Annotated in this window: 21 protein-coding genes; 13 read left to right on the top strand and 8 right to left on the bottom strand. The window is 64.1% G+C overall.

All coding sequences use genetic code 11. The features are described from left to right. Nucleotides 1–188: 188 nt before the first annotated feature. From gyrA to dnaA, 6 genes are all read right to left on the bottom strand, one after another. Complete coding sequence (gyrA, locus tag WDA27_06680; protein ID MFA5890620.1) at nt 189–2645, bottom strand: DNA gyrase subunit A; 2457 nt, start codon at nt 2643–2645, stop codon at nt 189–191. A 7-nt stretch (nt 2646–2652) separates the two neighbouring features. Further along, nucleotides 2653–4560, bottom strand: coding sequence for a DNA topoisomerase (ATP-hydrolyzing) subunit B (gene gyrB / locus WDA27_06675; GenBank protein ID MFA5890619.1), 1908 nt, complete (start codon nt 4558–4560; stop codon nt 2653–2655). A gap of 194 nt (nt 4561–4754) precedes the next feature. After that, entirely contained in the window at nt 4755–5054 is a 300-nt protein-coding gene (locus tag WDA27_06670; protein MFA5890618.1) for a DUF721 domain-containing protein, read from the bottom strand. A gap of 22 nt (nt 5055–5076) precedes the next feature. Then, complete coding sequence (locus WDA27_06665) at nt 5077–6192, bottom strand: DNA replication/repair protein RecF (GenBank protein ID MFA5890617.1); 1116 nt, start codon at nt 6190–6192, stop codon at nt 5077–5079. A gap of 20 nt (nt 6193–6212) precedes the next feature. Beyond that, nucleotides 6213–7304, bottom strand: coding sequence for a DNA polymerase III subunit beta (dnaN, locus tag WDA27_06660; protein ID MFA5890616.1), 1092 nt, complete (start codon nt 7302–7304; stop codon nt 6213–6215). A 138-nt stretch (nt 7305–7442) separates the two neighbouring features. After that, the gene (gene dnaA, locus WDA27_06655) at nt 7443–8819 is read right to left on the bottom strand and encodes a chromosomal replication initiator protein DnaA (protein MFA5890615.1); all 1377 of its coding nucleotides are present in this window, start codon (nt 8817–8819) and stop codon (nt 7443–7445) included. Nucleotides 8820–9166: 347 nt separating this feature from the next. Between dnaA and rpmH the strand changes: the two genes are divergently transcribed. The 11 genes from rpmH to WDA27_06600 all read left to right on the top strand — a co-directional run bounded on the left by rpmH (nt 9167) and on the right by WDA27_06600 (nt 16268). Next, nucleotides 9167–9301, top strand: a complete 135-nt coding sequence (gene rpmH / locus WDA27_06650; protein MFA5890614.1) for a 50S ribosomal protein L34 — start codon at nt 9167–9169, stop codon at nt 9299–9301. Between the two features lie 31 nt (nt 9302–9332). Then, the gene (rnpA, locus tag WDA27_06645) at nt 9333–9668 is read left to right on the top strand and encodes a ribonuclease P protein component (protein ID MFA5890613.1); all 336 of its coding nucleotides are present in this window, start codon (nt 9333–9335) and stop codon (nt 9666–9668) included. A 14-nt stretch (nt 9669–9682) separates the two neighbouring features. Continuing rightward, nucleotides 9683–9922, top strand: a complete 240-nt coding sequence (gene yidD / locus WDA27_06640) for a membrane protein insertion efficiency factor YidD (GenBank protein MFA5890612.1) — start codon at nt 9683–9685, stop codon at nt 9920–9922. Next, nucleotides 9915–11174, top strand: coding sequence for a YidC/Oxa1 family membrane protein insertase (locus tag WDA27_06635; protein MFA5890611.1), 1260 nt, complete (start codon nt 9915–9917; stop codon nt 11172–11174). Before yidD ends, WDA27_06635 begins: the two co-directional genes overlap by 8 nt. Continuing rightward, a complete protein-coding gene (locus WDA27_06630) occupies nt 11171–11722 on the top strand; it encodes a R3H domain-containing nucleic acid-binding protein (protein ID MFA5890610.1) in 552 nt (183 codons plus the stop codon). The genes WDA27_06635 and WDA27_06630 overlap by 4 nt, the downstream gene beginning before the upstream one ends. Before the next feature lie 111 nt (nt 11723–11833). Further along, nucleotides 11834–12463: an RsmG family class I SAM-dependent methyltransferase gene (locus WDA27_06625; protein ID MFA5890609.1), complete on the top strand. Its 630-nt coding sequence runs from the start codon at nt 11834–11836 to the stop codon at nt 12461–12463. A 146-nt stretch (nt 12464–12609) separates the two neighbouring features. Continuing rightward, complete coding sequence (locus tag WDA27_06620; protein MFA5890608.1) at nt 12610–13389, top strand: ParA family protein; 780 nt, start codon at nt 12610–12612, stop codon at nt 13387–13389. After that, nucleotides 13386–14342, top strand: coding sequence for a ParB/RepB/Spo0J family partition protein (locus WDA27_06615; GenBank protein ID MFA5890607.1), 957 nt, complete (start codon nt 13386–13388; stop codon nt 14340–14342). Before WDA27_06620 ends, WDA27_06615 begins: the two co-directional genes overlap by 4 nt. Beyond that, nucleotides 14342–15511 (top strand): aminotransferase class I/II-fold pyridoxal phosphate-dependent enzyme, encoded by a 1170-nt coding sequence (locus WDA27_06610; GenBank protein ID MFA5890606.1) that lies wholly within the window; start codon nt 14342–14344, stop codon nt 15509–15511. Before WDA27_06615 ends, WDA27_06610 begins: the two co-directional genes overlap by 1 nt. Continuing rightward, nucleotides 15508–15672, top strand: coding sequence for a hypothetical protein (locus WDA27_06605; protein MFA5890605.1), 165 nt, complete (start codon nt 15508–15510; stop codon nt 15670–15672). The genes WDA27_06610 and WDA27_06605 overlap by 4 nt, the downstream gene beginning before the upstream one ends. Further along, nucleotides 15648–16268, top strand: coding sequence for a GNAT family N-acetyltransferase (locus WDA27_06600; protein MFA5890604.1), 621 nt, complete (start codon nt 15648–15650; stop codon nt 16266–16268). The genes WDA27_06605 and WDA27_06600 overlap by 25 nt, the downstream gene beginning before the upstream one ends. 1 nt (nt 16269) lies before the next feature. Here the strand turns inward: WDA27_06600 and WDA27_06595 are convergent, their stop codons facing one another. Beyond that, nucleotides 16270–17337, bottom strand: coding sequence for a peptidoglycan-binding protein (locus WDA27_06595; GenBank protein MFA5890603.1), 1068 nt, complete (start codon nt 17335–17337; stop codon nt 16270–16272). A 122-nt stretch (nt 17338–17459) separates the two neighbouring features. Between WDA27_06595 and WDA27_06590 the strand changes: the two genes are divergently transcribed. Next, nucleotides 17460–17828 carry a hypothetical protein gene (locus tag WDA27_06590; protein ID MFA5890602.1) on the top strand — a complete coding sequence of 123 codons (369 nt, stop codon included), beginning with the start codon at nt 17460–17462 and terminating at the stop codon, nt 17826–17828. After that, nucleotides 17809–18150 (top strand): hypothetical protein, encoded by a 342-nt coding sequence (locus WDA27_06585; protein ID MFA5890601.1) that lies wholly within the window; start codon nt 17809–17811, stop codon nt 18148–18150. Before WDA27_06590 ends, WDA27_06585 begins: the two co-directional genes overlap by 20 nt. A 30-nt stretch (nt 18151–18180) precedes the next feature. On the opposite strand, the gene WDA27_06580 is transcribed toward WDA27_06585, so the two are convergent. After that, complete coding sequence (locus WDA27_06580; protein MFA5890600.1) at nt 18181–20895, bottom strand: bifunctional YncE family protein/alkaline phosphatase family protein; 2715 nt, start codon at nt 20893–20895, stop codon at nt 18181–18183. Between the last annotated feature and the right edge of the window lie 105 nt (nt 20896–21000).

Below are 21000 nucleotides of genomic sequence, written 5' to 3'. Positions count from 1 at the left end.
ACGGCAGCGGCGCCGGCGGAGTGCCCGGCGGAGTGCCCGGCGGAGTGGCCGGCGCCCTGCGGGGAGGTTCGCTCAAGGGAGGCCCCGACCATGCAAGCGTCGGCTCGTCGGCATCCTGATCTTCAGACCGCTTCTCGGTGTCCACAGCTCAGACTTTATACGGGGGCGCCGCCCAACCGCGACAACCCCTACTCCTCATCATCCTCGTCATCCCCGACCACGGGAGCCATGGCGACGAGTTGTCCATCCTTGTCCATCCGCATCACCCGGACGCCGGTTGTCGCGCGCCCCTGCCGCGAGATGTCCTTGCACGCAACCTTGATGACCTGGCCGTCGGACGCGATCAGGAAGACCTCGTGGCCCGGCCGCACGACCGCGGCCCCCGCGATGAATCCTCGGCGCGGAGTTAGAGAAACAGTTTTCACACCGCGACCACCGCGGTGATGACGGGGGTACTTGTCCAGCAGCGTGCGCTTGCCGAATCCGGCGTCGGTCACGACCAGCAGTTCGGCGTTGGGGTCGACGACATCGAATGCCTCGACGACCTCATCCGCACCGAGCCGCATCCCGATGACTCCCTGGGCATCGCGCCCCATGGGACGCACTTCACGCTCGTCAAACACGATGGCTTGTCCCCGGCGCGTCACCATGATCAGCTCGTCCTCGCCGGAGGTCGCCTTCACGGACACGACCTCATCTTCGGGCTTGAGCTTGATGGCGATGATCCCGTCACGGCGCGACGAGTCGTACGCCGAGAACGCAGTCTTCTTCATGATGCCGTGACGAGTCGCGATCACCAGGTACTGGTGTGTCTTGTAGTCGCGCGTGTCGATCACCGCGGCGATCGACTCGTCGACGCCCAGCGGCAAGATGTTGCGAATCGAGATCCCGCGCGCGGTACGGTCCTTCTCGGGGACCTCATGCGCCTTGATCCGGTAAACCTTCCCCCGGTTGGAGAAGAACAATACGTAGGCATGGTTTGTAGTGGTGAGAAGATGCTGGACGATGTCGTCCATCTTCATCTTCGCGCCGCGGACGCCCTTGCCGCCCCGGCCCTGCGTGCGGTAGACGTTGGACTGAACCCGCTTGACGTACCCGGTGCGAGTGATGGTGATCATCACATCGTCGTCGGGGATCAGATCCTCGATGTCGATTTCGCCCGCGTCGGCGTGAATCTCGGTCCGCCGCTTGTCGGCAAAGCGCTTTCGGATATCGAGCAGCTCTTCCTTGATGATCGCGAGTATTCGCTGCGGGTCGGCCAGGATCGCCTTGTATTCGGCGATCTGGGCCATCAACGCGTCGTACTCGTCTTGGATCTTCTGCCGCTCGAGTGCCGCCAGACGGCGCAACTGCATGTCGAGAATCGCGTTCGCTTGAATCTCGCTGAGCGAGAACCGCGTCATGAGCCCGGCGCGCGCATCGTCGGCGCTCGCCGAGTTGCGAATCAAGTTGATGACGTCGTCGAGGTTGTTCAGCGCGACGAGCAACCCCTCCAAGATGTGCGCGCGCTCCTCGGCCTTGCGCAACCGGTACTGGGTGCGCCGCGTGACTACCTGGATCTGGTGGTCGAGGTAGTGGCCAAGCACCTGCTGCAGGTTCAGCACCTTCGGCACGCCGTCGACGAGCGCAAGCGTGTTCACGCCGAAGGAGTCCTGTAGTTGCGTGTGCTTGTACAGGTTGTTCAACACAACCTGCGCAATGGCATCACGCTGCAACTCGATCACCAGGCGCAGTCCGTGACGGTTGGACTCGTTGCGCAACCCGTTGGAGGCGGGGATGCCGAGGATGACTTTGCGCTCGACGAGATCTTGGATCTTCGCAAGCACCCGGTCGCCCGACACCATGTACGGCAATTCGGTCACCACGATGCGCGAACGGCCGGCGCGACCTTCCTCGACGGTAGCGCGCCCGCGCACCTTCACCGAACCGCGTCCGGTCATGAGCGCATCGCGAACACCCGACTTGCCCATGATGATCCCGCCGGTGGGGAAGTCGGGCCCCTTGACGAACTTCATTAGACCTTCGACGGTGATGTCGGGATCCTCGATCATCGCGACCGTGGCATCGATCACCTCGCCCAAGTTATGCGGCGGGATGTTCGTAGCCATACCGACCGCGATGCCGGTCGATCCATTGACGAGCAAGTTCGGGAAACGCGCCGGCAGCACGAGCGGTTCTGAGAACTCCCCGGAGAAGTTGGGGACGAAGTCGACGGTTTCCTCGTCGATGTCGCGCAGCAACTCCATCGCAAGCGATGCCAAGCGACACTCGGTGTAGCGGTAGGCCGCCGCGGGGTCGCCGTCGACGGTGCCGAAGTTCCCGTGTCCCTGGATCAGTGGCGCGCGCATCGCGAAATCCTGAGCCATGCGCACGAGAGCGTCGTAGGCCGCGCCGTCGCCGTGGGGGTGGTACTTACCGATAACTTCACCCACAACACGCGCCGACTTCACGAACGGCCGGTCCGGCCGCATGTTGTTCGCGTCCATCGCATGCAAGATGCGCCGGTGGACGGGCTTGAGGCCGTCGCGAACGTCGGGCAGCGCGCGCCCGACGATCACCGACATCGCGTAGTCGAGGTAAGAGCGCTTTACCTCTTCCTCGATATCGATCAGTTCGATATTGGCTTCCAACGGAACGTCGGGCATACGACCTCTAGATGTCTACGAACGCGTCTTTGGCGTTCTTCTGAATGAAAGCGCGGCGACCCTCTACATCCTCACCCATCAACACGGTGAAGATCTGGTCGGCGACGGCAGCGTCTTCGAGTGCGACCTGGAGCATGCTGCGCGACTCGGGGTTCATTGCGGTGTTCCACAACTCCTCGGGCATCATCTCTCCGAGTCCCTTGAAGCGTTGGATGTCGGACTTGCGGTTCGGGTGCTCACGCAAGATCTTGTCTCGCTGGCGGTCCGAGAACGCGTAGTGCTTCTCGGAGCCGAACTTGATCCGGTACAGCGGCGGCTGCGCGATGTAGACGTAGCCCTGCTCGATCAAGCCGCGCATGTGCCGGAAGAAGAAGGTCAAAAGCAGCGTCCGGATGTGCGCGCCGTCCACGTCGGCGTCTGTCAAGATCACGACCTTGCCGTAGCGCCGCTTCGCGGTGTCGAGCTGCTCGCCGATCCCGGTGCCGATCGCGTTGATCAGCGCGAGGATCTCCTGGTTTTCAAGGATCTTGTGCAGGCGCGCTTTCTCGACGTTTAGGATCTTGCCGCGGATCGGCAAGATCGCCTGCCACTCCCGGTTTCGAGCTTGCTTCGCCGAGCCGCCGGCCGAGTCCCCCTCGACGATGAAGACCTCGGTGGAGTTCGGATCGTTCGATGAGCAGTCGGCGAGTTTGCCGGGCAGTCCGCCTCCGGTGCCGAAGCCCTTGCGCGCGATGTCGCGCGCCTTCTTCGCAGCCATGCGCGCGCGCGATGCCTGCAGGGCCTTGGTGACGATGCGCTTGGACTCGGTCGGGTGTTCTTCCAGCCAGTCGGCGAGGCGATCGTTGACCACACGCTCGGTGAACGAGCGGATCTCTGTGTTGCCAAGCTTGGTCTTGGTCTGCCCCTCGAACTGCGGGTTACGCATCTTGATGCTGACGATACCGACGAGTCCTTCGCGAATATCCTCGCCTTGGAGGTTTTCTTCCTTTTCCTTGAGCAGCGACTTCGCGCGCGCGTAGCGGTTAACCACGTTCGTAAGGGCCTTCTTGAAGCCCTCCTCGTGCATCCCGCCTTCGTGGGTATTGATGGTGTTGGCGAACGAGTACAGCGACTCGTTGAACGTCCCATTCCACTGCAGCGCGATCTCAATCTCGCGCCCGTCCTCGGCGGCCTCGAAGTGCACCGGACGGTTGAGTGTTTCGCGTCCCACGTTCAACGCCTTGACGAAGTCGGCGATGCCGCCTTGCGCGCGCCAGGTCTCGACCACCGGTGGATCCACTCGCTGATCGGCCAGCGTGATGGTGATGCCCTTGGTGAGGTACGCCAGCTCCTTTAAACGCTGGGACAAGACATCGGCCTTGAACTCCAGATCTTCGAAGATCTCGGGGTCCGGCCAAAAGCGCACGGTCGTTCCATTCCTCTTGCTGGCTTTGCCCTTGCGCAGCTTCTCCTGCGGTTTGCCGCGCGCGTAGGACTGCGTCCACTCGTAGCCGTCGCGATGAACCTCGACGTTGAGTCGCTCGGATAGGGCATTCACAACCGACACGCCAACGCCGTGCAGTCCGCCGGAAACCGCGTACCCGGACCCGCCGAACTTTCCGCCGGCATGAAGCACCGTCATGACGATCTCGAGCGCGGGCCGCCGGTCTTTGTTCCCCGGGATCGGAGCGACGGGGATGCCGGCGCCGTCGTCGGCAACCGCAACGCTTCCGTCGGCGTTGAGATCAATCGTGATCTTGTTGCAGCGTCCGGCCAGCGCTTCGTCGATAGCGTTGTCGACGACCTCGTAGACCAGGTGATGCAAGCCTCTCGGACCGGTCGATCCGATGTACATCCCAGGCCTCTTGCGGACAGCCTCGAGTCCCTCGAGTACCTGAATGTCCTTGCTTGTGTAGTCGGTGTTGGACTTAACCACTCAATCTCCTTCGCGGCACGGAACCGCCCACGCGTCCTCGTGGCGCTGGGGGAGCGCGCGCCGCCGAGAACCGACGGACTTCGACGGATTCAGCGCGTTTAGTAGCGTCATTATAGCAGGTAGAGCCATGTTTCCTTCGGCGCCGACGGCAGCCCATTCACCCTTTTCGGCGCGAACCGCGCACCGCGAAGTCCTCAGCCCCGGTGGTCGTGCGGTCCGGGCCCTGCGGTCTGAACGCGAGCCTCCCGCACGGATCCGGAGCCCAGGAACCGGTCGGCCTTTTCGGCGATCGATGCCGCGAGCAGCGTTAGCTCGGTTGCCCACACGCCTCGCTCCGCGCGAATCGTGAGCACCCCGCGGATCAACCGCAACGGCTCACTGTGCTCCGCCACGTGCGGACCTACGATCTGCTCCCAGGACTGCGCCAACTGCTGGACCGCCATGCGCTCGCCCCATCCGCGTCCCGCAACCAACAAGCGCATCAGATCCGCCATCGGTTTTGGGTCTCGTTCGCGGTCAGCCATTGTGCGCGCTCCCGACGTCGACGTGTTTGGCATCCAGCTCCGGGGGGATCTCGGCGGGGTCCGCCGCGGTTACCAGGACCTGGGCTCCCGCGGGAAGTGCCCTCGCGAGCCGGACGCGGCGCTCTGGGTCAAGCAGCGTGAAGGGATCGTCCAGCAGCAACACGGGTTGCTCCCCAAGCGACTCGGTCAGCGCCGCGTGCCCTCCGAGCACCAGCGCGAGCGCGGCCAGCCAGCTCTCGCCGTGTGAGGCGTGGGTGCGCGCCGGCATGCCGGCGATGTCGATTGCAAGATCGTCGCGGTGCGGTCCCACCAGCGTCAAGCCCCGAGTCAGCTCGTCGGCGCGACGAGCGTCTAGTCGCGCGCGCATTTGCGCGGCCCAGGCGTCAACGGTTTGCTCCTCGGGAGCCGGGACGTTTGGAACGTAGCCGACATCGAAAGCCGCCCCGCCTCCGACGGCCTCGTACGCCTCGCGCGCGTGCGGCGACAGGTGGCGCACCACGCGCGCGCGCCCGGCGCACAACTCGGCTCCCGGCCCGATGAGCGCCTCGTCCCACGCCTCGAGTCCGCGCGGCGGCGTGCGGGAACCCGCGTGATCTCGAAGCAACGCGTTCCGCTGACGCAAAGCTCGGTCGTAATCGCGCGCGACGGCGTGGAACCGCGGGTGCATCTGCACCAACAAATCCGCGACGAACCGCCGCCGATCCGAAGGTTCCGCCCGTACAACGGCTAGCAGCTCCGGGGAGAAGATCGCCGCGCGCAACGTCCCGAGCACATCCCGGCGCCGCGTCACTGGGGCCCCACCCAGCCGGGCGCGCGCCCGGCCGCGGGTGACGATCTCCAGCTCAACACGTTCGTTACGCACTACTGCCTGCGGCCGGCCCCGCTCGACGTCGCAGCGGATCACCGCGGTCGCCGAGCCCCTGCGAACCAAGACTGCGTCCGCCGACGTCCGATGCGACTCAAGAGCCGCGCAGTACCACGCCGCCTCCAGCACCGAGGTCTTCCCGCATCCGTTTGGGCCAACCAGCGCCGTTGTGTCGCCTTCGAACGACAGTGATAGCGACTCCCATGACCGGAACGTGGTCAGCTCGATCGCACGAACCCTCACCACGCCTCCCGTCGCGCGCGCTAGATGCGAACGGGCATGACCAGGTACAGGAACCCGCTCTCATCCCCGGTCGCGCGCAGAATGGCCGGCTTGAGCCCGTCGCGCGCAGCCAGCGTCGCGTCGGAGCCCTCGACAGCGTTTAAGCCATCGACCAGATAGGTCGGGTTGAACGCGACTGTCAACGCTTCGCCCTCAAACTTGCCGTCTACGTGTTCGGCCGCTTCGCCGAGGTCTTGCGCGCCCGCCTTTAGGCGCGCGCCCTCGGGTCCCAGCTCGATGCGCACAGGTGCTCCGGACTGCGCCAGAATCCCAACGCGTCGAACGGCTTCGAGGAACAACTCGCGGTTGATCGCCATCGTGTTCGGCAGATCGTTGGGCACGAGTTGCCGCCAGTTAGGGAACTCACCCTCGATCAGGCGCGTTGTCAGCTTGCGGCCACCTACCTCGAAGGCCGCCTGCGACTCGCCGAGGGTGATCGTGATGGACCCGTCTCCGTCGGCGGCGCGCGCCGCTTCCTGCAGTGCGCGCGCCGGGATCACGCGCTTTATCCCCTCGGCCGGACCCGACCACGCGATCTCGCGTACGGCCAGCCGGTAGCTGTCGGTTGCCACCAGCGTGATCTTCTCAGGAGTCACATCCACCAGGGTTCCGGTGAGCACCGGACGCGCCTCATCATGCGAAGCCGCACGGGTGACCTGTCCGATTGCCGACACGAACACCGCAGCATCCACGGTTCCCGACGGAGCCCCTTCCGGTGCCACCAAGTTTGGAAAATCCTCGAGCGGAAGAGCGCGCAACGTGAACTCGGCCGAGCCGCACGTAATCCGGGCTTGGCCGCCGGATGCTTCGATGCGAACTGCGCCCTCCGGCAAACTGCGCGCGATTTCCCCCAGCACTCGACCGGGGAGCACGATCTTGCCGTCCTCCTCGACGTTGGCGTCGATCGCCGCGTTTGCCGCCAACTCAAGGTCGGTTCCAGACAACCGCAACGTTTTAGTCGCCGCATCAAACAACACGCCGCCCAGCGCCGGAAGCGTCGCTCGGGAACTAACCGAACGCAGCACCCACGTGACCGCGTCGGCGAATTGCTCGCGCTCTACCGAGATCTTCATTGAGCCTCCTTCACACTGTGAACGTGCTTGCTTTTAAAAGAAATCACTTGTTCGTAATCGTAGTAGGGCCTGGGGACACTGTGGATACAGGCGATGACGTGCGGTTTTCCCTTTCTTAACCTGTGGACGAGCGGAGTGCTACGAGGCGTTTGCGGCGACCCGGGTGCGGATACGCGCAGTGAGTTCTTGGACCTGTGAATAAACCTGACGGCGCTCACCCATCAACCGGCGGATCTTCGCGTCGGCGTGCATAACGGTGGTGTGGTCGCGTCCGCCAAACGCGTCACCGATCTTTGGAAGGGATAGAGACGTAAGTTCACGACACAAGTACATCGCGACTTGACGTGCGGCAACGAGTGTACGGGTGCGGCTCTGCCCAAGCAGTTCCTCACGCGCAAGACTGAAGTAACGGGCACACTCGTTGATGATCAAGTCGGCAGGGATTTCCCCAGCGCCGTCCTGTGGAAGAAGTGGTTGAAGGACCTCTTGTGCCAACTCGAGGGTAAGTGGGTTTCCAGTCAGCGAACCGTAGGAAACAACCCGAATAAGACGACCTTCAAGCTCGCGGATGTTGTTCTGGACGCGCGAAGCGATAAACGCGAGAACGTCGTCGGGAACTTGGAACCCTTCACTACGAGCCTTCTTTTGCAAGATAGCAACGCGGGTTTCTAGGTCCGGTGGCTGTACGTCGGTGATCAAACCCCACTCGAAACGGGTACGCAGACGGTCTTCCAACCCCGGGATCTCGGCCGGCGCCCGATCCGACGTAATTACGATCTGGCGCCCGTCGTTGTGTAGAGCGTTGAACGTGTGGAAGAACTCCTCCTGCGTCTGCTCCCCGCGAGACATGAATTGGATGTCGTCGACGAGTAGAAGATCTGCCTCGCGGTAGCGTCTGCGGAACCCCGGCATCTTGTCCTCACGTACACCCATGATGAACTCATTCATGAACTGCTCGGAGGACACGTATCGAATGCGCGCTTGAGGGAACAACCGCCAGACCTCGTGACCGATGGCATGCAGAAGGTGGGTCTTTCCGAGTCCCGCCCCCCCGTAGATAAACAAAGGGTTGTAGCTGCGGGCCGGCTGCTCGGCGACGGCTTGAGCGGCCGCATGAGCAAAACGGTTCGAGGGGCCCGTCACGAAGGTGTCGAACACGTAGCGTGGATTCAGTTGCGGTGGCTCGGCCGGCCGGGATGCGGTGCGCTCGGCTTGCTGCTGAGAGGCCTCGTCGGTGACGTCCACAACCGAGGCACCCGCACGTCCAGGATCCACAGTCACCTTTAATTGCACGTAGCGGCCCGCCGCAACGCACAAAGCCTCGGTCAACGTGTCGGCGTACCGGGTCTCAAGCCACTCTTTCGCAAACGGTGAAGGGGCGCCGAGTACTAAAACGTCGTTGGCGAACCCGAGTGGTTTGGTTCCTTCAACCCAGGCCCGCGCGCCCGGCGACACCAACTGCGACCGTACGCTGGCGAGGGTTTGACCCCACAGTTCATCGGCCTGATCAGCCATGTGCCCCCTCCGGCTTGTACGAAGACAAGCCAATATCCACAATGATCGTCCACACCTGTGGACAAAGGAGGCACTTCCGACCGCGTTCGTCCCGCACGCGGAGAACGCGCGCCACGAACAGGGAAGTCACGAGAAGAAGTTCCGCCTCGTCAGATGGACGACGACGGCCGAGTATAAACACGGTCCCCTGTGGACACAAGAATGGGAATTGTGTTCATCCACAGGGAGTTTTCCCGAGAACAGGATGCGTTTCCGCAGGTAGGCGGTTTGCCGAGTTCCACAACAATCTGTGTTTGACGCTCGATTCGTGGGCCGCGTAGACTCTTGCGACCCAACTAGGAGAACCGTTGAAGCGCACGTATCAGCCGAGCAACCGACGTCGCAAGCGCACCCATGGCTTCCGCACGCGCATGCGTACGCGCGCCGGGCGAGCGATCCTGTCGCGCCGTCGGCGCAAGGGACGCGCTCGCCTAACTGTCTAACCGGCTTGTCTCGTCCTTTTCGCGACCGCGTATGAAGCGAGTCAATCGACTAACTTCCTCCAGCGACTTTCGTCGCACTCTTGCGCGCGGTCGACGGAGCGCGGCAGGATCGGTGGTCGCCACGTGCGCCGTCGGAGGCGCCGCGCCGGCGCGAGTAGGGGTTTCCGCTTCCAAGCGCGTGGGTAATGCTGTGCAGCGAAACCGGGTGAAGCGACTTATGCGCGTTGCCGCAAGCGACGCACTTCTTGCTATCCCGGACGGAACCGACGTGATCCTCACAGCCAAACCTGGGGCGTATGGCAAGCCCTACCAGGTAATTGCAGCCGATGTGAAGGCAGCTTTGAAGAAGGTCGGCGTGCCGTGTTAGGGCGCGCGGCCGCCATGGTCGTGCGGGCCTACCAGGTGACCTTCGGGCGCCTACTGATGCCGCGGTGTCGCTTCGTGCCGTCTTGTTCGGAGTACGCGGTCGAGGCTTTGCGCGCGAATGGACTTGTAATCGGCGTTGCGCAGACCGCATGGCGGTTGTTGCGCTGCGCCCCTTGGACTGATGGAGGATTCGATCCGGTGAAGGAACTCAACCATCCCGTGCGGCGAGTGCTGCGAGCAAGAGCGCATGTCTGAAATCCTCGGAGGTATAGAGGCCGCGCTCGGCGCCGCCATAAACGCGATTTACCAGGCTACACACTCGTATGCGCTTGCAATCATCTTGCTCACGGTCGCCGTGCGCGCGCTCTTGATTCCGCTCACGGTGAAGCAGATCCGCTCGATGACCTCAATGCAGAAGCTCGGGCCGGAGCAGAAGAAGATCCAACAAAAGTACAAGGAGCTTCAGAAGAAGGCCCAGGATCGTACCGAGGTCCAGCAGATCCGGATGCAGATGAACCAAGAGGTCCAAGGCCTGTTCAAGAAGCACAACGTCAACCCGCTGGGCGGCTGCTTACCGTTGGTCGCGCAGTTCCCCGTCTTCATCGCCATGATCGCCATCGTGCGCGCGTCGATCATCGCCGTTCCGACCTCGGTGACGTTGGTCTCCGGCGCGGCGGTTCCGGCCGATATCTTTGCCGGAACCGAGATCAAGTCCGTTCTGTGTCGGCCCTACGACGTGGAGGAAGCCCGAAGCGTCGAGCCAAACGCGTCGGGTCGGAGTCCGAAGGCGATCAGTTGCCCGACTTCCAAAGGCGACAAGATCTTCCTGGTAGACGGCTTCCGCGAGCCTAAGCACGATGACCAGCCACTTTCCAATGCGGGGTGGATCACGCTATGCCGACCGTCGATCAAGGACGGTAGCGTCTCCTTCCAGTGTCAATCCGCGCTGGGCACGGGGCATCTCCCGCGAGACGGCAAGTTGTTCTCCGACGTTACAGCCGACCGCGCGACGGTGTTTGGGATGCATCCAGGGTGTACTCCGAACCAGGCGGCGTCGAAACCGGGTATGCGCGAGTGCACGGTCCGCGACGCCAAGGGCGGCCAAACCCAAGCAATCCCCTACTACCTGCTTGTCTTGCTGATCGTGGGGACGCAGTACTACCAAAGCAAGCAGATGGCGGCGCGCGCTACCGGCCAAATGGCTCAGCAGCAGCAGATGATGACCCGCATCTTCCCGGTCTTCTTTGGGTTCATCTCCCTGAGCTTCCCAACGGGCGCAAACCTGTACTTCTTAGCCCAAAACGTGTGGACGATCGGCCAGCAGCACATCTTGCTCAAGCGGCAGGATGAGGCCGGCGCGCGCGAGGAGGCGGAGTTGAAGCAGGCCAAACGCGGCTCGACTTCCTCCACCCCGAAGCAGCAGGAGGCGCAGGTGAACGGTAAGACCCCGGTCACGAAGCCGTCCCCGTCGGCTTCCAAGAAGAAGAAGCGGAAGAAGAAGCGATGAGCGAGTTCCCGGAAGCAACAAATGAGGTCCCCGTCGAGTCTCCTGATGAGGCGAATGCCGCCGCCGCTGAGGGAGTCGACGATTCCGAAGACTCTCTGCTCGATGACCAGGCGGACCTCGCGGAGGATTTCCTCGACGGACTGCTTGACGTCCTGGACCTGGACGGCGAAGCAACGGCCGAGTTCGCCGGAGACACGATCGAGGTTGAGCTTACCGGTCCTGACCTGGGGCTTTTGATCGGTCGGCATGGTGCGACGCTGGAGGCACTTCAGGACCTAGTGCGCACAGCGGTGCAGCATCAAACCGAATCTCGGGTGTTGCTGACCCTGGATATTGGAGGCTACCGCACGCGCCAGCGAGCGGTACTGGAGCGGCGCGCGAGTTCCGTTGCGGCCGAGGTCCGCGCTGAGGGTAAGTCGGTGGAACTGGAGCCGATGAGCGCGTTCGAGCGCAAGGTCGTGCACAACGCGCTTGCGAACACCCCGGGCGTCGGTACTCGCAGTGAAGGCGAAGGCTCCGACCGCCACATTGTGGTCTATCCCTCCTAGGGCAGGCCGCGCTCCCTTCTCCTGGTTCGGGCTCCGACCTAACGGGGCTCTTCTGTTTCCTGGCGTACCATGTTCCACGAGAAACATGGCTGCCGATGTTCCACGAGAAACATGAGCCCGTCCCCACTTATTGCAGGTGAGGACGTCGCTGCTGTCTCTGCGTTGCTGTGGGAACTCGGGCTCCCCGTCACTCTGCTGTCACCGCTGCTGGCTCACGCCGATGCGGTCGAAGCCGAAGCGGACAGGCTCGGGCTGATCTCCGCCGCAGACCGCGGCCACGTCCTTTCCCGGCACACAGCCGACTCGCTGTTGTTTGCCCTCGCGCATGCTCCACAACCTGGGGAAACGTGGGTGGACGTCGGGTCGGGAGCCGGCTTCCCTGGAATGGTGCTCGGGATTTGCTATGCGGAGACGTCGTTTCAGTTGGTCGAGCCGCAGCAACGCCGGGCTGGGTTCCTGGACCTGCAGGTTACGCGGCTGGGATTGGCCAACGTGGATGTGCGCGCCGCGCGAGCGTCCGACATATCCCCTGGGTTTGACGTCGCCACAGCGCGCGCGCTCGCTGAGCCCTTGTTGGCCCTGGAGCTGCTACGGCGCTTGGCGAGCGCCGGGGTGTCGATGGTGGCCGTGGGATCCGAGGCGGTTGCGCCGTCCGGGGTGACCGACATGGATGTCCGCCGCGCCGGAGTTGACTCGCCGGGCCGCATCTTTATGATTGCCGAATCCGCAGGAACCGCCTAAACCCCATGGATATATTCCGCCCCAGCACGTTTTTCGGCCGCCTAACGAGGCCCCCAACGCCTCCAAAGCCTGTCCCGGCTCCGGAGACGGCATTGCCGACCCCAGAACCAGAACAATCACCGACAGAGCCTAGGCGATCTACTGTTGTGCTCTCGCTGACGAACCAAAAGGGTGGCGTCGGCAAGACGACTACCGCGGTGAACCTCGGAGCATGTCTGGCTGAGGCCGGGGCGTCCGTCTTGCTGGTAGATCTGGATCCGCAAGGCAATGCCTCCACGGGCGTTGGCGTTGATCGGGGCGCGGTAACGTGTGGGACCTACGAAGTCCTGGCAGGAACTCCCATAGAAAAGGCGATCCTCGACACCGAGACCCCGGGGCTGCGCATCGTTCCGTCTACCATCGACTTGGCCGGCGCCGAGGTCGAGCTGGTGAGCGCGTTTGCTCGGGAGATGAAGCTTCGCCAAGGACTCGAGACGGTGCGCGACGACTACGACTTCGTGCTCATCGACTCGCCGCCCTCTCTAGGCTTACTGACCATCAACGCGCTGGCTGCGTGCGACCACGTGCTGGTTCCGATCCAGTGCGAGTACTACGCCCTGGAGGGCCTGGGTCAACTGATGCGCACGCTTGACCTGGTGCGGGAGGGGCTGAACCCGGATCTGGGAGTGGGAGGCGTGGCGATGACGATGTTTGACGCGCGCACCAAGCTCGCCGAGCAGGTCGTTGCAGAGGTGCGCGCGCACTTCGGGCCAAAAGTCTTCAACACGATCATTCCGCGAAGCGTTCGGCTGTCGGAGGCTCCGGGCTACGGCAAGCCGATCATTGCCTACGACTCCGGGTCGCGCGCGGCAACGGCATACCGTGACCTGGCCGCCGAGGTGCGAAAGCGTTGGCCGGGATCCACCAAGGGGAGTGAGAGCGCATGACGCAAGCTAAGGGCGGACTCGGACGCGGACTTTCGGCGTTGCTTCCCCAGGAAGTTCGTGTTCCCGCCGGCGACGGGATGCGCGCGCCCGCCGATGCCTGGAGTCGCAGTGCCGATGAGCCGCGCATTGCCACCGGGCCGCAGTTGCGCGAGATCCGCGTGCAGGACATCCAGCCGAACCCGCGTCAGCCGCGGCAGGCGATCGACGACGAGGCCCTGGAAGAACTGGCCGCGTCGATTCGGTCGGTCGGGTTGTTGCAGCCGATCATTGTGCGGCGCGCGGGCCATGGGTACGAACTGGTGGCGGGCGAGCGACGGTGGCGCGCGTCGCAGCGCGCCGGGCTCGAGGTAATCCCCGCGGTTGTGCGCGACACCGAAGACGAGCATTTGCTGCGGGATGCGCTGATCGAGAACCTGCAGCGCGTCGATTTAAATCCGCTGGAAGAGGCTGCGGCATACCGAGGTCTCGTCGACGACTTCGGCGCGACACACGAAGAGATCGCCGCGCGCGTCGGCAAGAGTCGCGCGGCGGTGACCAACTCGTTGCGACTACTGGGGCTTGCTCCCGAAGTGCAGCAGCGCCTCGCTTCGGGCACGCTCTCGGCCGCGCACGGCCGCGCGATCGCTGCGTTGGCCGATCACGGGGCGCAAGCGCGCGCCGCCGTGCGTGTGGCCGCCGAACAGATGAGCGTGCGCCAAACCGAGGAGATGGTGCGCGCGATGGCCGGCAGCGGACAGGCGCGACTGAGCGAGCGAGCTCGGGCACGCCGAGACACGCCGTCAGCGGCGCGCGAGGCGGGGATTTTGGAGGCGGAAATGCTGCTCTCCGATATCCTTGGGACGCGAGTCGTGGTGGAGTCCGGGCGCGCGCGCAGCCGTGTGGTTATCGAGTACGCGGACTTCGCCGATCTGGATCGCATCGTGCGGATCATCGAAGGGGAGCGCGAACACTAGTGGAATTCCGTCGGATCGACCGGCTGCCTCCCTACGTCTTCAACGTCGTCAACGAACTCAAGGCTGCGGCCCGTCGCGACGGTGAAGACATCATCGATCTGGGGATGGGCAACCCCGACCTAGCAACGCCCGCGCGCGTGGTCGACAAGCTGACCGAGGCGGCGCACAACCCGCGCAACCACCGCTACTCGATGAGCCGGGGAATTCCCAAGCTCCGGCGCGCGATCACCGATTGGTACGGACACCGCTACGGGGTCGATCTGGATCCCGACACCGAAGCCCTGGCAACCATGGGTGCCAAGGAAGCGATCAGCCACATGGCCTGGACCTTGGTCGGCCCCGGGGACACTTGCTTGGTTCCCGAGCCGACGTATCCAATCCACACGTTCTCGGTCGCGCTGGCCGGCGCCGATGTGCACAGCGTTCCGCTGGGTCCCGAACAGGACTTCTTCGCCAACATGCTCGAGGCGTACGAGCGGACGTGGCCGCGCCCGCGGATGGTGATCACGAGTTTCCCGCACAACCCGACGACGACCTGCGTGGATCTGTCGTTCTTCGAGCGGCTGGTCGAGTTCGCGCGCGAGCATCAGCTTATGGTCGTGCACGACTTTGCCTACGCAGACCTCGCATTCGACGGGTACGAACCGCCGAGCTTCTTGCAGGCTGCAGGCGCGCGCGACGTCGGTGTGGAGATATTCTCGATGTCGAAGTCGTTCTCGATGGCCGGATGGCGGATCGCCTTCGTGCTCGGCAATCCCGAGATGGTCGCAGCGCTCACCAGGCTGAAGAGTTATTTGGACTACGGCGTCTTTCAGCCGATCCAGATCGCGGCGATCATTGCACTCAACGAGTGCGAACCCGAGACCAAGGCCTACCGCGACGTGTACCGCGGACGGCGCGACGTGCTGATCGACGGACTGGAGAGGGCGGGGTGGAAGGTCCCGAGCCCGCAAGCGACCATGTTCGTCTGGGCAGAGATCCCCGAGCCGCACCGCGAAGCCGGCTCGCTGGAGTTCGCCAAGTTCCTCATCAAAGAGGCCAAAGTCGCAGTTTCACCGGGAATCGGGTTCGGCCGCGAAGGGGATCGCTTTGTGCGGTTCGCTTTGGTGGAAAACGAGCACCGCATTCGCCAGGCGACGCGCGGAATCCGCAAGGCTCTCGGGGCATGAAACACCGCGCGTTCGCCGAAGGAAGCGAGGGGCGGCGCGCGATTGTGGCTTCGGCGCTCGGCGCTGCTCTGGGGTTGCTCGTCGCCGTGTTCTCGGTGAAGCAGAAAGGGAACTCACCTTCGACAGGGGTGCGCCGGTGGCGCGCGAGATCCGGGAACTGACTCACACCACGATCGACGACATCCCGCGGCCGTGCCGGGGGTGTGTGTTTTGGGAGCTGGCTCCGGCCGATCGCGCACTGACTTTGGGTGCGCACGACGGCGACTTTGAAAAAGAAGCGTGGACCTCCGAGGTGTCGCTGACTCACGGTTCGGCGGGGAAGGTCTGTTACGTCGACGGGAGGTCCGCAGGGTTCGCGCTGTGCGGCGCGCCGGAGATGTTCCACGGCGCCGACGTCTTTCCGCTGCGCATCTCGAAAGACGCGCTATTCCTTGCCGTCATTCGGGTTTTGCCGGAGTTCGGCGACGCCGGGATCGGCAAGGCATTGGTGCTTGCCGTGCTGAAGGAAGCAAAGGCGCGCGGCAAGAAGGCAGTTGAGGCTTACGGGGATCGCGGGTGGCAGGCCGAGGCATGCATCATGCCCGGCGCGTTTTTGGAGGCGATCGGTTTTCGTGTTAAGCGGGATCACCCGCGGTTTCCGCTGTATCGCCTGGACCTGGGTTCGCTCGGGAAGCTGGGCAAGAACGTGGAGGCGGCGGTCGAGGCATTCCTCGAATCGATGTTCTCGGCGGAACCGCTGCCGCACAAGGCTCGGTGAATTAGTCCGCCGGCGCGCGCGCGAAGCGAGCCAGCGCTTCGACGATCGCGACGGTCAGGTTGGCCTGGAACTCCGCATCGGCGAGCAACGACTCCTCATCGGAGTTGGTCGCGTAGCCGGGCTCGAGGACGACGGCAGGCATGCGTGTCTCGCGAAGCACGGGGAAAGTCTTTGCGTGCGTGCGTGCGTCGATGATGCCAAGAGCGCACACGTGCTCGAGCAGAAGTTCGGCCAGTTGCAGGCCGGCGGCGGAGTGGAACCGTTCGTGGCCGAAGTAGAAGGCCGCAGCGCCGCGCGCACTCGAAGGTCCACCGCCCAGGTGCAAGGAGAGGTAGACGTCTGCTTCGAGCGCGTTGGCCAGGCGCGCGCGTTCGCGCTCCGCAGGCGACGCGCTCTCTCCGCGGGTTAGGAACACATGCGCGCCGGCCGCCGAGAGTGCGGCGTCCAGCTGGTGGGCGAGCCCGAAGCACCATATGTCTTCGCGCAATCCTGCCGAGCCGATGTTGCCGGGATCGTCGGGTCCATGACCGGGGTCGAGGGCTACCCGGAGCCCGGCCAGCGAGCGGGGTTGCCGCCGCAGCGTCTCGCGCTCACGCAGCGCGCCCGACGGTGTATCGCCGGATAGCTGGGGCAGGCCCTTGAGCGCGCGGATCGTCGCATCGGCGACGATGCCGTCATCGGGGATTCCGTAGTTGCTCTGGAACTCACGCACGGCCTTTTGCGTCCCCAGGCCAAAGATCCCGTCGATGCGGCCGACGTCAAACCCAAGCGTTGCGAGTCGGTCCTGCAACTCCCGCACGTCGTCGCCGCGCAAGTTGGGCGCGCGCAAATACAGCACTCGGTCACCCAGGTGACGGGAGGCCTCCACCAGTTCCCGCCACGAATCATCGCCGACGATCCCGTCGACGAGAAGTCCGCGCGCTTGCTGGAACGCACGCACGGCGGCGTGCGTTCCCTCGCCGAACGTGCCGCCGCGTTCGTCGGACGGGATGGTGTACTTCAGCGCGGCAAGTCGCTGCTGCACGTCGCGAACGCGCTCGCCGGTGTCGCCGCTTCGAATCAACCGCATCGACCAACAACATACAGGCGCTCAGCCCGGCGCGGCAGCCGGCGCGCGCCGGCTGAGGGGTTCGAGAATTTCCTCGCCCTTGAGCCATGGACTGCTCGTAGTTCTGGTACTACGATAAAGATGTGTCTGAGGCACGGTTTCAAGGGATCTTGATAGAGGAACTGCCGATCCTTGCTGTGGATTGGATCCATCGCGCCGAACATATCCGTACGCGCTCGACGCGCCGACGGGGTGACTTGGATGTCGAGCCGGGCTGGGCCACCGAGGCCGCGCTCGATCCGGACCGTCTGGTGGATGTCGCAGGCGAAGGCTCGATCGTGGTACTTGGCTCTTGCGAGCGAACCGGGTCTGTGCTCAAGGTGTGGCTCGTTCCCAAGGACGACATGCCGACATCAGGAGAGTGGTGGGGCGCATCTGCTTGCGTCGCCAACGAACGCAACGTCCGGGATTACGAGCAGCAAAGGAGGGGCGATGAAGGACATTCACAATAAGCTTGAGGAAGTCGCCGAACTCGCGGAGCGCACGAAGGAGCAGCGGCTTCGTCGCTTCGGTCGCCCACCAAAACCTGAGGGCGAGGTCGGGCAGGTCTATTCGATCCGTATTCCGGTCGCTCGAATCGCCGAACTCGAGGAGGTCGCGGCTGCGCGCGGCGAACCCCCGAGGACGATGCTCCGCGAGTGGGTTCTCGACCGGCTTGAGTGCGAGACACACGGGACGAAGCGCAAGCCGGCCGGTGATGTAGCGTCGAAGAAGAAGCGGTCGATCAGGACACCGAGATCCGGCGCGCCACAACGGCGCGCTGCCGGAGCCTGAGCGAACGACGTCGTTGTCGCCGCCGGAAACTCAGACGAGCTTTCGGCGCGCGCGCCGGCCGAAGATCCACACGGTGCCGAGCAAGAGGAGCCCGACTCCGCCGCCGAGCGCGCCGCGGCTCGCGGCGAGTTCGTATCGCTCCGCCCGGGTCTCGGCGAGCCACTCGTGAAGCTCCGCGAGTTCGTCCTCGGGTGCGACCGGCTCGGTCTTGTGCTGCAGCGTTGCGCGCGCGATCCGCTTCTGCATTGATGCGGACGGAACCGCCGCTGCCGGGATGAAGTCGGTCATCGGTCCGTCGTGATTCATGACGGACCGCCACTTCTCCGCAGTCGTCTTTCCGAAGCGGTCGTCGATCGGGATGGTCTTGATCGGATTGCGGACGAGCATGTCCTCAAGCAGTTCTGTTATCTCTGCCTCGTCTTGATCGACCATTGACAAGTTGAGGTCAAGCGAACGCGTGGCGAATGCGCCGACCGGCGGGTTGAACGCCGGCGGAACGTCGGCAGGGATGGTTGTGTAGGTGGAGAAGTCCGCGTCCTGCGTGAACAGCTCGAGCAGCGGCGTTGCGCTGTGCTCGTTCTGCGACATGGCGGGAAGACCCAGCGCAAGTTCCATCGTCCGCAGCAACCCGGGAATCGTGTATGCCTCCGAGGACTTGTGCCCGGTCTTGAGCCACGGCGACGCGGCCATGAAGATCGAGCGGTAGGGAGACACGTGGTCCTTGCCGGACTGCGGGTCGTCCTCGACGACGAACATCGCCGAGTCGCGCCAGTACTTCGAGTGCGAGAGCCAGTCCAGGACCATTCCGGTTGCGACGTCGTTCGACGCGACCATCTCTCTCGGTCCGTACATGGCGGGCCAGGCGGCCGATGTGTGGTCGGCGGGAAGCCAGATGTAGGTGAAGTCGGCGAGACCTTTGACCTTCACGTCGCGAAGGAACTCGCGCACGCGCAAGGTGTCGGGGTACTCGCCGTTGTCGAAGCCCGGCGGGAAGGCCAAGTCGACGGTGTTCACGTCCTTGTCGACTGCGTCCTTGCTGACGCTCACGCGTCCACCTTCCAGACCGTAGACGCGCGCGCTCTTGCCGTGCCGGCGCGCGTTGTCCACCAGGTATCCGGAGTTCGGGTACGAGATCTCCTGGATGCCTTCGTCGGGGATCCGTCCCTGGTTTGAGCCCGTCCACAGCAACGTGTTTCCGAACGTGCGCTGCGTGTAGTCCGAGAGTTGCCCGGCGCTGGAGAACTGGTGTCCGATGATCGAGGTCTCGGTGTTTACGTGGAAGTTGTCGAGCAGTGTCCAGCGCTCGGCCATCGCGTGGCTGTTCGGCGTGATCTCGCGCCCGTAGCGCAGAAGCTCGGGATCCGCGTCGGCCCCCTCGATGTCACTGAACTCCTGGTCGAAGGTCTTGTTCTCGCGCACGACGTAGATGACCTTCTTGACGTTTCCGAGTGGGTGGTCCTTCGGGAGCGAGATGTCGCCGGGGCGCGTGTCGAAGCGGTTGTACTCCATCACGTCGTCGGTCCAGGCGCCGAGGTTCGTGGTGATGTCGGAGAGCGGCAGGACGTAGACCGATCCGCGCGGGTCGGCACCACCCGAGTAGCAGTTGCAATCAGCGTTGTAGCCGACGAGCGGGCCGTCTCCCTTGGCGTTCACGATCACGAGTTCTTCGTCCGTCAGCGCCAGTGCCGACGGATACCACCCCGCGGGAATCAAGCCCTGGACCTTCGCCGTCGCTGTGTCCACGACGGCCACGTCGTTGTTTCCACCGTTGGCGACGTAGAGCGTCGCTCCGTCCGGGCTGATGGCAAGGCCTTGGGGCGCGGTGCTCTTGGGTGCGTTCGGGTACGGCGCCATGTCGATCGTCGTCACGACGCGATCGGTCGCGGTGTCGATTACCGACACCGTGTCGTCGTTGCCGTTAGTGACGTACAGGCGCTTTCCGTCGGGCGAGAGCAACAAGTCCGACGGGTGGTCGCCGACCTCGATCTGCGTGCCGGCGGTGACGCCGCCGGGAATCGTGTAGTCGCGCGTGTCGCCGAAGGAACCGGCACGGTTGGCCTCGACGCCCGCGGGGACGTAGACGCCAGGGGCCGGGTGAAGCACGACCGAGATGGTCTTGGCGCCCCAGTTGGACACCCAGCCTTTCGTGCCATCGGCGGAGAAGGCGACGTCCTCGGGGTGGTCGCCGACGACGGCCGTGCCCTTGATGGTTCCGCCTTCGGGGTCCAGCGCCACAAGCGTGCCCGCGTCTTGGTCGATTGCGAGAAGGTCCCCATCGTTCAGGGCCAATGCCGCGATGTAGCGACCAGCGGTGAAGGCTGTAGTGCGCGCGAAACTCCCGTCGGCGGATCGGTCGTAGACGTAGACCTGGCCGGAGGGTCCGCCGGCCGCGTAGAAGCGGTTCGGGCCTTGCCAGACCAGGCCGTTGTACAGAGCGTCACCTGCCGGTTGCAGGTCGATTCGCTGGACGACTTCCCGCGTGGTGATGTCCAGAACCGTCAGAGACTTGGAGGGGCCGGAGTCGGCCGTGACCGCAGTGCGCCCATCGGGGGAGACTGCGATCGAGACCGGCAACTGACCGGTTCCGCCGTTGACCGGGTCGCCGACGGGCTGAATCTGTACCTGCGTCGGCAAGGTGGAAAGCTGAACGGCTCCGGCCTTTGCTGCCGGACCGAATGCGACCCAGCCGAAAGGCCCGGCTGCGCAAAGGAACAGAACAAGAACAGACGACAACGTGCGACGCACGGCTCCCCCTCGGTCTCGCGAACTCTCGCCAGTGATGTTCGCGACGATTCGGGCAATTCCTCCACGGTGACCAAAGACCGCTGGGATGAGGGGGTTATACTCATA

The organism is Actinomycetota bacterium (genome assembly GCA_041658565.1).
GTDB lineage: Bacteria > Actinomycetota > AC-67 > AC-67 > AC-67 > JBAZZY01.
This window is presented reverse-complemented; position numbering and strand designations above follow the sequence as displayed.

Excerpts from the sequence above, each read along its gene's own strand:
- WDA27_06625 (MFA5890609.1), top strand. The coding sequence starts at position 11,834 with ATGAGCCCGTCCCCACTTATTGCAGGTGAGGACGTCGCTGCTGTCTCT.
- dnaN (MFA5890616.1), bottom strand. The coding sequence starts at position 7,304 with ATGAAGATCTCGGTAGAGCGCGAGCAATTCGCCGACGCGGTCACGTGG.
- yidD (MFA5890612.1), top strand. The coding sequence starts at position 9,683 with ATGGTCGTGCGGGCCTACCAGGTGACCTTCGGGCGCCTACTGATGCCG.
- WDA27_06585 (MFA5890601.1), top strand. The coding sequence starts at position 17,809 with ATGAAGGACATTCACAATAAGCTTGAGGAAGTCGCCGAACTCGCGGAG.
- WDA27_06670 (MFA5890618.1), bottom strand. The coding sequence starts at position 5,054 with ATGGCGGATCTGATGCGCTTGTTGGTTGCGGGACGCGGATGGGGCGAG.
- WDA27_06595 (MFA5890603.1), bottom strand. The coding sequence starts at position 17,337 with ATGCGGTTGATTCGAAGCGGCGACACCGGCGAGCGCGTTCGCGACGTG.
- gyrA (MFA5890620.1), bottom strand. The coding sequence starts at position 2,645 with ATGCCCGACGTTCCGTTGGAAGCCAATATCGAACTGATCGATATCGAG.
- WDA27_06630 (MFA5890610.1), top strand. The coding sequence starts at position 11,171 with ATGAGCGAGTTCCCGGAAGCAACAAATGAGGTCCCCGTCGAGTCTCCT.
- WDA27_06635 (MFA5890611.1), top strand. The coding sequence starts at position 9,915 with ATGTCTGAAATCCTCGGAGGTATAGAGGCCGCGCTCGGCGCCGCCATA.
- WDA27_06615 (MFA5890607.1), top strand. The coding sequence starts at position 13,386 with ATGACGCAAGCTAAGGGCGGACTCGGACGCGGACTTTCGGCGTTGCTT.
- WDA27_06605 (MFA5890605.1), top strand. The coding sequence starts at position 15,508 with ATGAAACACCGCGCGTTCGCCGAAGGAAGCGAGGGGCGGCGCGCGATT.
- rnpA (MFA5890613.1), top strand. The coding sequence starts at position 9,333 with ATGAAGCGAGTCAATCGACTAACTTCCTCCAGCGACTTTCGTCGCACT.
- dnaA (MFA5890615.1), bottom strand. The coding sequence starts at position 8,819 with ATGGCTGATCAGGCCGATGAACTGTGGGGTCAAACCCTCGCCAGCGTA.